Here is a 12,908-nt window from a genome sequence, read left to right as displayed (position 1 = left end):
CTCATGCCTCCCCGGGAAGATGTGCGGCAACGCTTGCCGCCGGCGTGATTCCCGCTGCCCGCTGCGGTATCGGCTGGGGTTCGGGTTCACCGGCGAGCGGGGGCTTGGACATGAGCCGGAGCAGATAGAAGATGCCCGCGCCAAAGGCTGTGAAATAGACGATCACGAAGGCGAGCAGCGAAACCGCGACCGCAGGCGCCCCGATCGGCGAATGCGACTGCGCCGTCCGCAATAGTCCATATATCGTGAAGGGTTGCCGCCCCACTTCGGTCGTGACCCACCCGGCGATGACCGCGACGAAGCCCGAGGGGCCCATGAGGATCGCAGCGCGTTTGAGCCAGCGCCAGTCGTAGAGCTTGCCACGCACGCGCGCCAGCAGGCTCCACAGCCCCAATCCGAGCATCGCGAACCCGAGCGCGACCATGATCCGGAACGACCAGAAGATGATCGGTGCCGGCGGCCAGATGTCCCGCGGATAGTCCTTGAGCCCGGGAAGCGGTGCATGGGGGTCATGCTTGAGGATCAGCGACCCGATATGCGGCACCGCGACCTCGTAACGGACCCGGCCCTCGTCGTTGCTCGGCAACCCGAACAGGATCAGCGGCGCGCCATCGGGGCTCGGCTCATAGTCCCCCTCCATCGCGAGCACCTTGGCGGGCTGATGTTCGAGCGTGTTGAGGCCATGCTGGTCCCCGGCGAGAATCTGGATCGGCGCGACGATCGCGGCCATCCACATCGCCATCGAGAACATCTTGCGGGCGCCGCGATTGGCCGGATCCTTGAGCAGATGCCAGGCGCCGACCGCGCCGACCGCCATCGCCGTCGTCAGATAGGAGGCGATCACGGTGTGGACGAGGCGATAGGGGAAGCTTGCGGTGAAGATGATCGGGAGCCACGATCCCGCCGGTACGAATTGTCCCTTGACGTTGATCGCATAGCCCGCCGGGGTCTGCATCCAGCTGTTGACCGAAATGATCCAGGTCGCCGAGATGAGCGTGCCCAGCGCGACCATGCAGGTGGCGAAGAAGTGGAGCCCCTTGCCGACCCTGCTGATGCCGAAGAGCATGACGCCGAGAAAACCGGCCTCGAGGAAAAATGCGGTAAGAACCTCATAGGCCATCAGCGGGCCGACGATCGGACCCGCCTTGGTCGAGAAGGCCGACCAATTGGTGCCGAACTGATAGGACATCACGACACCGGAGACGACGCCCATCCCGAACACGACGGCGAAGATCTTCAGCCAATAGCGATAGAGATTGGCATAAACGCCGTTTCCGGTCTTCAGCCACAGCCCCTCGAGCACCATGAGATAGCTCGCAAGCCCGATCGAGAAGGATGGAAAGATGAAGTGATAGGAGATCGTGAATGCGAATTGCGCACGCGCCAGCGTAACGGGATCGAGGTTCGCAATCACAGGCTCTGTCCCCCTGTTCCTTGTTCGTCATTGCCCCATTGACGAAAGAGCTGAGCGGCGGGGCGTGGCGCTAGGCAGCCACCACGCGCACGGGAATCGACTTTGCCGCCGGCGTCCCGCTGATGCGATCGTAATAATCGAGCGGCAACAACGGGTTGAGTTCCGGATAATAGCCGGCGACCGCGCCGCGCGGCATCGGATAGTCGATCACGGTCAGCGCATCGACCCGCCGGCGCACGCCATCGCTGCTGATCGTTTCGAGCGCGACCTGCGAACGTGCCTCAATGCCGCGCGCGATCCGGTCGTCCTCGTTCATGAAGAGAACCATGCGATCGTTGTACACGCCGCGATAACGGTCGTTGTAGCTGTAGATCGTCGTGTTGAACTGGTCGTGCGAGCGCACCGTCGCGAGCCGTAGCATGGCGGGATCGGCGACCGGCTCGTTGACGTCGAGCCCCGGCAAAGGGAGGAAGTTCGCCTTTCCGTTGGGGGTCGGCCAGACCAGCCGGCGCGGCGGAATATCGAGATGGAAACCCTTGGGATCCTTGATCCGCTCGGAAAAATCCGCGTAGATTTCGGGATAGACCTCGGCGATCTTGTCGCGGATCAGCGAATAATCATCGATATAGCGATCCCACGGGATAACACTTCCCGGCAGCGCGGCCATTGCCATGCGGCAGACGATCTCAACCTCGGGCTTGAGATCGGGGCTTGCGGGCGCGAGCACGCCGCGCGACGCGGTCACGTTCGACATCGAATCCTCGATCGTGACGAATTGCTCGCCCAGTGAGGTCTCGATCCGCTCGGAGCGCGCGACCACCGGGAGGATCAGCGCGTCCTTGCCATGAACGAGATGGCCGCGATTGAGCTTGGTGGCGATCCCGACGGTCAGCGCGAGCTTGCGCATCGCCTCATAGGAGCGCTCGGTATCGGGGATCGCGCGGACGAAATTGCCGCCCATGCCGATGAACACTTTGGCGGTGCCGTCGTGCATCGCCTCGACCGTTTCGATCGTATGATGTCCGTGCTCACGCGGCGGATCGAAGCCGAATACATCGCGAACGCGGTCGAGATATTCCTGGCTCGGCTTTTCGTCGATCCCGACGGTGCGATCGCCCTGAACGTTGGAATGGCCGCGGATCGGCGAAATACCCGCGCCGGGCTTGCCGAAATTTCCCTTGAGCAGGAGGAGGTTGGCGACCTGCTGGAGGAGCTGTGAGCCGAACTGATGCTGGGTGAGGCCCATGCCGTAGCAGATGATCGTCGCCTTCGAGCGGATATAGATTTCCGCGCAGCGGCGGATCTGCGCTTCCTCGAGGCCCGAATGCTCGACGATCGCGCTCCAGTCGAGCGACATCACCTCGTCGCGCACCGCTTCCATGCCGATCGTATGCTCGGCAAGGAAAGCGTGGTCGAGAATGGTCTCGCCCTTCGCCTCGCGCTCGAACATCACCTTCATCATGCCTTTGATCAGCGCAAGGTCGCCGCCGATCTTGATGTGGACGAATTCGCTGGCGATCGCGGTCGAGCCGAACGTCGCCATCTGCAGGACGTCCTGCGGCTCGGTGAAGCGGATCAGCGCGCGCTCGGGCATCGGGTTGACCGCCACGATCGGCGCGCCACGCTTGCGCGCCTCGACGAGGTTGGTCATCATCCGCGGCGAATTGGTGCCGGTATTCTGGCCGATGACGAAGATCGCCTCGGCATGTTCGAAGTCCTCGAGCACCACCGTGCCCTTGCCGACCCCGATTGCGGGCGGAAGTCCGCGGCTGGTCGGCTCGTGGCACATGTTCGAGCAATCGGGGAAATTGTTGGTCCCGTATTGCCGGACGAAGATCGAATAAAGGAAAGCCGCCTCATTGGGGGTGCGGCCCGAGGTGTAGAATTCGGCATGATGCGGGCTTTCCAGCGCACGCAGATGCTGCCCGATCAGACCGAACGCCGCGTCCCAGCTGATCGGGACATAGCAGTCGCTCGCGGCATCATATCGCATCGGCTCGGTAAGACGGCCCTGCATCTCGAGCCAGTAATCCGATTTCTCCATCAATTCGGTGACGGTGTGCTGCGCGAAGAAATCGCGCGTGACGCGGAATTTGGTCGCCTCGTGCGCCAGCGCCTTCGCGCCATTTTCGCAGAATTCGAGCGTCTTCTTGCAATCGGCATCGGGAAAGGCGCAGCTCGGGCATTTGAAACCACCCGGCTGGTTCATCGCCAGAAGCGCGCGCGAGCCCTTGGTGACGACGCTCTGCTCGAGCAGCACCTTCGCCGTTGCGGCGGCAGCGCCCCAGCCACCCGCAGGATGGTCGTAGGGTTTGAAGCGGGGGGCGTCCTCAGCCATAACGACGCATTCCAAGATGCCTATGATCGCTTCATTATAGGAGCGTTCCATAGCGGTTTGCTATGGACAATAGGTCCTCGCAACGTGGACAAATTGTCCCGGCTCGGCGTCGCTGATTCTTATAAATGGCGACGGGAAATAGTCCCGACCGCATCGATTATCACCTAATTTGGGGTGGAGTTCATCCCCGTTGCGAGAATCCGTCCCCAGGCGCGTCATGCGGCGTCGTGCCAGATTCCGACGGGGCGGCTTGATTTCGCGCCCTCGACGGTCGGATGCGGCCGCCCGAGCAGATAGCCTTGCGCCTCGTCGCACCCTTGTTCGCGCAGGAATACGAGTTGATCGTGCGTTTCGACGCCTTCGGCGAGCACCGGAATGTCGAGACTGCTTCCCAAGGCGAGAACGGCACGGATGATCGCTGCCGACTGGGGGGCGCCGTCGAGTTCGGTCATGAACGACCGGTCGAGCTTGATCTTGTCGAAGGGGAAGGCGCGCAGCGTGGAGAGCGACGAATAGCCGGTGCCGAAATCATCCATCGCCACCGCCACGCCCAGCGCCTTGATTTGCCGGAGGACATGGGTCGTCCGGTCGAAATCGGCGATCATCGCGGTTTCGGTGATTTCGAGTTCGAGGCGCGACGGCGGCAAGCCGGTTTCAAGCAGAATCTGATGGATGAGCCGCGGCAAATCGACATGGCCGAGTTGCACCGGCGACAGATTGACCGCAATCTTGTGAGGCTCCCGCCACCCCGCCGCTTCCGCGCAGGCGGTGCGAAGCACCCATTCGCCGATCGGCAGGATAAGACCCGATTGCTCGGCGATGGGAATGAATTCTTCGGGGGAGGTCGTCGTCCCGTCATCCCGAATCCACCGCACCAATGCCTCGTAGCCGGTAATATCGCCGGTCCGAACGGCGGTCTGGACTTGCCAATGGATGCATAAATGCCCTTGATCGAGCGCCTCGCGCAGCTCCTGCACCATCCGGCGACGCGCGCGGACGGCCTTGTCCATCGCCTCTTCGTAGAAGCACACATCGGTGGTGAGAGATGCCTTGGCCCGATACATGGCGAGATCGGCATTGTTGATCAGCGAGGATATCTCGCGCGCATCCTGCGGCCACAGCGCCACGCCAGCGCTCAACCCGCAGGAAAGCTGGTTGCCGTCGAGATCGACCGGCGCAGTCACCGCGTCGCGCAGGCGGTCGACCAGTTCGAGCGCATCCTCGCGTTCCTGCAGCGTCATGAGCGCAACGAACTCGTCGCCTCCGAGCCGCGCGACGAATTCGCCCGGCCGTATCGCCGCCTTCATCCGCTCTGCGATGGTGATCAGCAATTGATCGCCGGCGGCATGGCCATGAACGTCGTTGACCTCCTTGAAGCGGTCCAGATCGATCGACAGCAATGCGAGCGGCGCGCACGGGCCATTCTCATCGGTCTGCCTGGTGAGCCATTCGAGGAACGAGGCGCGATTGGGCAGCCCGGTCAGGCTGTCGTTGCGAGCGAGATGCGCGATGCGTCGCTCCTGCGCGAGCCGCGGGCGCAGATCGCGAACGGCATAGATCATGCTCGGCCGCGCCTGCTGATCATCTTTTCGCAGCGCGACCTCGACCGGTATCGATCGCTGGTCGCCGGCCGCGAGGGTCGCCTGGGTGAGCGCGCCGATCGGGACTCTGTCTATATCCGGAATCCACTTGCTCAACGCGCCGCCGACAATCTCGTCATGGTCGACCCCGGCGAGCGATGCAAAGGCTGCATTCGTCGCGACGATGTGTCCATCCTGTTCGACGATCATGCCATCCACACTGCCTTCCAAAAGCTCGACCAGCCGGCGGCGCGCCTGCGCGAGCGATTGTGCCTCGAGCGCGTGGCTGCACAACGCCGTGCCCAGGATCAAAAGGCCGACGCCGGTTACCGCGAAGGCCATTGCGAGGTTTGCCGCGCTCGCGGTGAGCTCGCCGTCGCGCGGCGCGAACGGAACGATCTCGATCGCGGCCATCGCCGTGAAATGGAGGATGATGATGCAAAGCACCATCAGCGCGGCCGGCGCCCAGACCGGATCTCTTCGGCCCGCCGCATGACCGCGATGGAACGCCAGGGCGCCGAATAGGACCGCGCCGGCAATCGATGCGGCAACATAGTGCGCGGACCAGAATATCACGCCGCGTACCGCAAATGCCTGCATGCCGGTATAGTGCATGGCCGTCACGGCGAGCCCGAAGATCATCCCGCCCAATGCACCGGCGGCGCGGAAATCGTGATTGGCGACCCATAGCGCCAGCGCGCTCCCGAGGATCGCAAGGCCGAGCGAGGCGCCGGTCAAGATCGGCTCATATTCCACGGGGATGCCCGGCTGGTACGCGATCATCGCGACGAAATGGGTACACCAGATCGTCGCGCCGGTGGCGACCGCGCCCATGAAGGTCCACGCGACGCGCGTGCCCTCTTCGGCGTGCCGCAGGCGCTGCAAAAGCCGGAAAGTGATGTGAGACCCGAGCAGGCAGATGACCGCTGCCAGGCCGACCAGCCAAAGATTGTGCTCCTGGGTCAGGCACAAAGCAAAGCGCATTCCGATTCGTCCATTCGTACACGTGAACGGCCGGGCCTATGCTGGCAGATCGTTATGAATTCGTTCATTTCGAGCGATTGTTACATCGATGTTAAAATATTGATTGCCAACCGCGCCAAGTTCCTTCGCTTACAGGCGATTGTCGATTCGAGATGCCATCGCGACAATCGAAACTATCGACTCGGTAGAATGGGTTTAACAGCGATGTAAAATCGTGCCGAAGCCTATAAACATTGTTGTAGTTACTCTTTAAACTTCCGACAGTGAATATAGAGATTGCTCCACCATTTTGCTGTGATGCCGGTCGTCTAAGTGCGATACCAAAGGCAATCGTCGTTCGTGACGTGAGAGGCATCCCGTGATCGGGGGATTGAATCATCAGCCCCGGCCGATCAATCTGGCGGTGGAGGGCACCGGCCGGCACGGGCCGCCCTCGACGGGAGGCGCGGTGGCCCATAGTCGAAACGGACGCGGTTGACGGCGAGCGTCGTCATCGTCGAGGACGACCCGCTCGTGGCTACGCATGTCGCGCGCGGGGTGGAGGCGCATGAGGGGCTGTCGCTGGTCGCCACGGCTGCCACGCTGGCACAGGCGCGGGCGCTGCTCGATCGCCCGGTGGACCTGTTCATCCTCGATCTCGGTCTGCCCGACGGTAGCGGGATCGAATTGATCGCCGATATTCGGGCGCGCGGCGGGCTAGAGCCGAAGATCCTCGTCCTATCCGTCCTCGGCGATCAGGAGACGGTGCTGGCAGCGGTGCTCGCGGGGGCGGACGGTTATCTGCTGAAGGACCTCGACAGCCTCGATATCGGGCAGCAGGCGGCCGATGCCCTGACCGGCGGCGCGCCGCTCTCGCCCAGCATCGCCGCTTATGTGCTGCGCCATCTGCGCAAGCAGCAGGAGCAGGCGAGAACGGTGGAATGGGATCCGGGGCTTTCGCCGCGCGAGATCGAATTGCTGCAGTTGCTGGCGCGCGGCTACAGCAATCGACAAGCCGCCGTTGTGCTGGAGATATCGCCGCACACGATCGGCGATCATGTGAAATCGATTTATCGCAAACTCCGGGTGAGCAGCCGGGGCGAGGCGATGGTCCGCGCCTTCCGCAACGGGTTGCTGCATCCGTGACGGCGATGCGGCGGCCGACCGGTTGGCGGCGTGCGGTGATCATCATCCTCGGCGTGCAACTGCTGTTCTGGAGCATCTACGCCCTGATCGTCCTTGGCGTGCGCCCGATCGAGTCTCCCGAGGCGGACCGGGGGACGGCGGCGCGCGCGGCGCTGCCCGTCGGGCCGGGGCGAATGGGCGCGTACGTCGCCGATCTGCCGGGACCGGCGGTGCTGCGTCTCCCCGGCTGGCAACCCGTCGTGCTGCATCCTGCCCGCGCCAGCCTGCTGTCGCCCGCGCAAACCGGCGGGCGGGAGGCGGCGTCCCTGTCTTGTCTCGACGGCGATTGCCCCGAGCCGGCGGCGATCTACGCCGGGCCGTTCGACCGGATGAGTCGCGCGGCAGCGTTGGAAAGCTTCCAGCGGTTCGACATGGTCTGGGTGGCGATCGCGGTGGCGATGGTGACGGGAACGGCGTTGCTCGTCCTGCTGCCGGTCAATCGCATGTCGCGGCTGCAAACCGTGACCGGCCTTTTCCAGATCCTGGTCGGCGCGGATGCGTGGCTCACCACCTTTGGCGCCGCGAGCCTGCCCTATCGCTGGTTTCCGCTCCTGCGGTTCGGCACCGAATATCTCATGCTGACGGGAGCGGCGCTGGCCGTGAACGCCTTTGCCGGCTGGCGCGCGAGCGAGGCGCGGATGGTGGTTGCGTGCTTCGTGGCCGCCTTCGCTGCGCTGCTGGCGGCGATGGCGCTGGGAGAAGGGGTCGCCACGATCGTGCCGTGGCTCGACGCAGCGGCGCTCACCTTGCTGGTCGGCTATGGCCTGCTCGCCTTGCTGCGGATGGCGCGCACCGCGCCGGGGCCGGCGATCCGTGTGCTGGCATTGCTGCTTGCCGGGCTGGCGTCGATCGCTTTCGACCTGTTCTTTCGCCCGCCCAATCTCACGCTTCAGGCATCGGTTCTCGCCCCGCCGCTGGCGACCTTCGGGATATTGTTCGAAATTGCGCTGCAAGGCCGGCTGCTCAACCAGGAGGCTGAGGAGGCGCGCAGCGATCTTGAGCGGCAGGTGCTGGAGCAGGACGCCAGTTTACTGCGCTCGTCACAATTGCTGCGCCATCAGGAGCGACTGATCGCGATCGACGCCGAGCGCCAGCGACTGCTGCGCGATATGCATGATGGGGTAGGGGGCGTGCTGACCCACCTGCTGCTGGACTTGCGCGGCAGCCGGCTGACGCAAGGAGAGATCGAGCAGGGATTGCAATCGGCGGTCGACGACCTGCGCAATATGGCGAGTGCGATCGATGCCGGGAACGAACCGATCGACGAGGCGCTGGCGATGTTCTGCGAGCGTGTCGAAGGGCGGATCGCGCGGTCAGGCATCGCTTTCGATTATCGGTGCACGCTACCGATCCCCGCGCCCAGCCTCGACGTGCGGCGGCTGCTCAGTCTCTATCGGCTGTTGCAAGAGGGGATTGCCAACAGCGTGCGACACGCCCGCGCCTCCCGGATCGCGCTGACGATCGAAGCGGCGGAAGGCAAGGCGATCCGTATAACGCTGGCGGACGACGGCATCGGATTCGATCCTGGCCGGGCGGTCGGTTCGCCAGGGGAGGGACGGGGGTTGACCAACATCCGTCGCCGGGCCGAGCAAATGCGCGGCAGGATCGCGATCGATAGCGCGCCGGGCGAGGGCGCGCGGCTGATCCTGACCATCCCCGTCGCCGAGCGCAAATCCTGAATTGGCCGCGGTTACTTGCCCTTACCCAGCGCGTGCCATTTTGAGACGATGACGGCGGATTGTCGGTTTATTATCCATACCCCCGCGAACGCGGGATTGTTGCCCCGATCCGATCGACCGAAAATGGCGCCACGGATTTTCGGCGAGAACGCCAGAACCGTGGCGATCTCGCCACGTCGCCGAGGACGACATTTTTGGGGACGAGGGAACCGATGAAAAGATCCGCATTCTTCTTCGCTGGCCTATGCGCGGCCCTGTCAGGCGTCGCTCATGCCGACACCTTCCATGTGACGATCGAAAACCCCGGCGTCGAGCATTCCACCGCCGCATTCACCTCGATGGGTGTCGAGACGTTCGATGCGATCGTCTCTGGCTACAACCGGTCGTTCACCACCGATTTCGGGTCGGGCGGCGTGATCTCGGGCAGCTATGCCGGCGTCGATGTTGTCCCGGCAAACCAATATGGCGGCGCGGGCGGCGCGGGCAATTTCGCGAGCACATCGAGCGGCGCGGGTTTCTCGCTCTCGCTTGCCACCACCAATCCCGCCGGAATCAATTATTTCGGCTTCTGGTTGTCCGCGCTCGACAGCGGCAACACCCTGACCTTCTCAAAAGCTGGGACATCGCTTTTCACTTTCTCGGCGGCTGACGTGCTCGCGCTGGTCGGCAATATGCCCGGCTATTTCGGCAATCCCGACGCGCCGTTCGGCGGCAACAACGGCGGCCAACCCTATGTCTTTCTCAACTTCTTCGATACCAACGGCACCTTCGACAAGGTGACCTTTTCGGAGAATCTGGCGAATGCCGGCTATGAGTCGGACAATCATACCGTCGGCTTCTTCACCAGGGAAAGCGGCACGCCGGTCGGCGGGGTGCCGGAACCCGCGACCTGGGCGATGATGATCGTCGGCTTTGGCGCGGTGGCGGGCGCGATGCGGCGCCGTCAGGGCCGGCCAAGGCTGATCGCCGCGTAATCTTCCCCGATCGGGGAGGCGCCGTCCGACCCTGCTCCTGCCGACGGCGGGAGCGGGGCGGCGCCATTGTGGTCGGTGATATAGGGCACTTCGTTGCAATCGTCGCCGGACGTCGTCCGCGCCGCGTCGAGGTGGCCGAAGACACGCCCTCGGTAGATCGAGGATCAAGCCTTGGGCGAGACGCAGGCCGGCGAACTCGATTCGCCGCCAGCATGTCACGGTTCATCGCAGCATCCTCCTCGTCCGCCTTGACGCCCGGCTGACTGCGATCAGAACCAAATTGAAGGTTTTTAGGTACTTTAACAGTATTGTTAAATTCTGCTACCGCGCAGTTTCTTACAATTTTTGGCGGATTTAATGAGTTTGGCGTCTCTTTCAAGGTACATTCTGCTATTATTTTTAATAGCAATTGTGTGTGCGATCATCGTTAGGTTGACGTTCAGCAACGCATCGCCGATGTTTGCCTGGATAATTTATATTTCATTTTTCCTTGCGTCTTTTCTTGTCTTGCAGCTCCTGAGAAGCAAGAGGAAGAGCAGTTAAAGGATGATCCAAGCCGACCTCCCTATCCAGCCGGACCGGAATATAGGCGTCGTCTGGCGGGGGAAGGGGAACGGCCTTTCGGGCGTCGCTCCAACTCTCCCCACCAAGAATAGAGCGAAAGTCGCGCCGCGCATGCATCGCCTTTTAAATATCAATTCTTCGATACGGACATGCGCGACCGCGTGCGCAATGCGCCGATCTTTCACCTTGTCTCAACGTAGCACCGGCAATGCTTCTGGATATCGAGCGCGAATACGGGTTGCAATATGAGCGTGCCGCTCGCTGTCCAGTCTTCTATTAAAGAAGGACCCTGAACATGCGTTCGCCGACACCCAGGGCGCGAAGCAAGCGGAATGGCCCGAGGGTACGTGAGGAGGCACTCGTCATCGCCCGCCGGCTGTTGCTGGAGCGCGGCCCGCGCGCGGTAACACTCGCCAATGTCGGCCATGAGCTCGGCATGACGCATGCCAATGTCATCTACCATTTCGGATCGGCGGCGGACCTTCAATCGACGCTGATGGAATCGATGATCAAGGACCTGATCGCTGCGCTCGACACGATCCGGGCAGACGCGGGCGCCCCCGTCATCGTCGTCGACCAAATGTTCGATGCGTTCGGCAAGGGTGGCGCCGGGTCGCTCGCAGCATGGATCATTCTGTCGGGCAATGCCGCGCGTCTCGAACCTGTGCGTAACGCAGTGAAGGCATTGGTCGCGGCGATCGTCGATCAGACCGGGGACGTCGAAACTGCGCGCGGGGTCCATGAAGCCGTGCTGATGATGACACTGATGGCATTCGGCGACGCGGTCATCGGCCCCTATATTCGCGACATGCTCGATGAACGGAACGACGCGGCGGTCGGCCTGGCGGCGCGTGTCCTGCCGCATCTTCTGCGTCCGTCGGGCGGTCCTGCTTCCTAATCGGAAACTTCCCGCTCTTCCGATCCGGATTGGGTGATGAGCCGCGCGCTGCGTTGGCCGGTCCAATAGATCCACAGCCAGCTGAGCGCCACCATCAGCCGGTTGCGGACGCCGATCAGGAAGAAGATATGGACAAAGCCCCATAGCCACCACGCGAGGCGCCCGCGCAGCCGCACCCAGCCGAAATCGACGATCGCGGCGCGTTTTCCGATCGTGGCCAGGCTGCCGTCATTCTTGTAGCGGAACCGTTCGGGCGGTGTCGTGCCAGCCAGTCGCGCCCGGATGACCTCGGCAACGAACCGTCCCTCCTGCTTTGCGGCGGGGGCGACACCGGGAACGAGCGTTCCCTCGTCATCCTCGACATGCGCGGTATCGCCGATCACGAACACGTCGGGAAACCCCGGGGCGGTGAGATCCGGCTTGACCAGCACGCGCCCGGCGCGGTCGCACGGCAGATCCAGCCACGCGCCCGCCGGCGATGCCTGGACGCCTGCCGCCCAGAGAATGGTTCGGGTGGCGAGGTGCGTTTCGCCGAGATGGACGCCGCCCGCATCGCATTCGGTCACCATATGATCGGTCAACACCTCGACCTTGAGCCTTTCAAGCGCACGCTTGGCATAAGCGGCAAGATGCTCCTTGAAGCTCGGCAGGATGCGCGGGCCGGCTTCGATCAGGATGACGCGTACTTCATCCATGCTGAAGTTTCGGAATTCGCCCCGCAGCGTTTCATGGGCCAATTCGGCGATCGTCCCGGCAAGTTCGACCCCTGTCGGCCCACCCCCGATGATGGCGAAGGTCAGATAGGCTGCCCGCTCCGCGGGGTTGTTTGATCGCTCCGCCTCCTCGAACGCGAACAGGATATTGCGCCGAATATGCGTCGCGTCCTCGATCGTCTTGAGGCCCGGCGCATAAGGCTCCCAATCGTCGTGACCGAAATAGGCGTGGCGGGCGCCGGTCGCGAGCACGAGCGTGTCATAGTCGATCGTCGCGCCGTAACTCGTCAGCAGCCGCTTGTGCCGTGCGTCGATGCTCACCACTTCGCCGAGCAGCGTCGTCGCGTTCTTCGCACCCCGGACGAGGCTCCGGATCGGCCATGCGATATCGGAAGGCGCAAGCGCGGTTCCCGCGACCTGATAGAGGAGCGGCTGGAAGAGATGATAATTGCGCCGGTCGAGGAGCGTGATCCGGACCGGTGCGTCGGCGAGGGCGCGCGCCGCCTCGACCCCGCCGAACCCCGCGCCGACGATCACGACATGATGCGCGAGGGATTCTGGAGGCACGTTAAACTCCTTCTATTTGCTTTTCGCCGGCGT

General features: G+C 63.1%; 8 protein-coding genes. 4 read left to right on the top strand and 4 right to left on the bottom strand.

What is annotated here, in order from left to right; all coding sequences use genetic code 11:
• Position 1: 1 nt before the first annotated feature.
• From NED98_RS00360 to NED98_RS00350, 3 genes are all read right to left on the bottom strand, one after another.
• A complete protein-coding gene (locus tag NED98_RS00360) occupies positions 2-1,414 on the bottom strand; it encodes a cytochrome ubiquinol oxidase subunit I (RefSeq protein WP_265311397.1) in 1,413 nt (470 codons plus the stop codon).
• Between the two features lie 70 nt (positions 1,415-1,484).
• Positions 1,485-3,752 (bottom strand): FdhF/YdeP family oxidoreductase, encoded by a 2,268-nt coding sequence (locus NED98_RS00355; RefSeq protein ID WP_265311396.1) that lies wholly within the window; start codon positions 3,750-3,752, stop codon positions 1,485-1,487.
• A gap of 215 nt (positions 3,753-3,967) precedes the next feature.
• On the bottom strand, positions 3,968-6,316 hold the full coding sequence (locus tag NED98_RS00350) for a bifunctional diguanylate cyclase/phosphodiesterase (RefSeq protein WP_265311395.1): 2,349 nt from the start codon (positions 6,314-6,316) through the stop codon (positions 3,968-3,970).
• 474 nt (positions 6,317-6,790) lie between these two features.
• Between NED98_RS00350 and NED98_RS00345 the strand changes: the two genes are divergently transcribed.
• From NED98_RS00345 to NED98_RS00330, 4 genes are all read left to right on the top strand, one after another.
• Positions 6,791-7,441 carry a response regulator gene (locus NED98_RS00345; protein WP_265311394.1) on the top strand — a complete coding sequence of 217 codons (651 nt, stop codon included), beginning with the start codon at positions 6,791-6,793 and terminating at the stop codon, positions 7,439-7,441.
• A 5-nt stretch (positions 7,442-7,446) separates the two neighbouring features.
• Complete coding sequence (locus NED98_RS00340; protein WP_265311929.1) at positions 7,447-9,159, top strand: sensor histidine kinase; 1,713 nt, start codon at positions 7,447-7,449, stop codon at positions 9,157-9,159.
• A 212-nt stretch (positions 9,160-9,371) separates the two neighbouring features.
• The gene (locus NED98_RS00335) at positions 9,372-10,133 is read left to right on the top strand and encodes an Npun_F0296 family exosortase-dependent surface protein (protein WP_265311393.1); all 762 of its coding nucleotides are present in this window, start codon (positions 9,372-9,374) and stop codon (positions 10,131-10,133) included.
• Between the two features lie 859 nt (positions 10,134-10,992).
• Positions 10,993-11,595, top strand: coding sequence for a TetR/AcrR family transcriptional regulator (locus NED98_RS00330; RefSeq protein ID WP_265311392.1), 603 nt, complete (start codon positions 10,993-10,995; stop codon positions 11,593-11,595).
• Here the strand turns inward: NED98_RS00330 and NED98_RS00325 are convergent.
• Positions 11,592-12,875, bottom strand: a complete 1,284-nt coding sequence (locus NED98_RS00325) for an NAD(P)/FAD-dependent oxidoreductase (protein WP_265311391.1) — start codon at positions 12,873-12,875, stop codon at positions 11,592-11,594. The two genes, NED98_RS00330 and NED98_RS00325, sit on opposite strands and share 4 nt — an antisense overlap.
• Positions 12,876-12,908: the final 33 nt, after the last annotated feature.

It is taken from the genome of Sphingomonas lycopersici (genome assembly GCF_026130605.1).
Taxonomy (GTDB): Bacteria; Pseudomonadota; Alphaproteobacteria; order Sphingomonadales; family Sphingomonadaceae; genus Sphingomonas; species Sphingomonas lycopersici.
This window is presented reverse-complemented; position numbering and strand designations above follow the sequence as displayed.

What these genes read in the sequence shown, in the direction of transcription:
- NED98_RS00355 (WP_265311396.1), bottom strand. Translation starts at nt 3,752, where the DNA reads ATGGCTGAGGACGCCCCCCGCTTCAAACCCTACGACCATCCTGCGGGT.
- NED98_RS00350 (WP_265311395.1), bottom strand. Translation starts at nt 6,316, where the DNA reads ATGCGCTTTGCTTTGTGCCTGACCCAGGAGCACAATCTTTGGCTGGTC.
- NED98_RS00340 (WP_265311929.1), top strand. Translation starts at nt 7,447, where the DNA reads ATGCGGCGGCCGACCGGTTGGCGGCGTGCGGTGATCATCATCCTCGGC.
- NED98_RS00335 (WP_265311393.1), top strand. Translation starts at nt 9,372, where the DNA reads ATGAAAAGATCCGCATTCTTCTTCGCTGGCCTATGCGCGGCCCTGTCA.
- NED98_RS00330 (WP_265311392.1), top strand. Translation starts at nt 10,993, where the DNA reads ATGCGTTCGCCGACACCCAGGGCGCGAAGCAAGCGGAATGGCCCGAGG.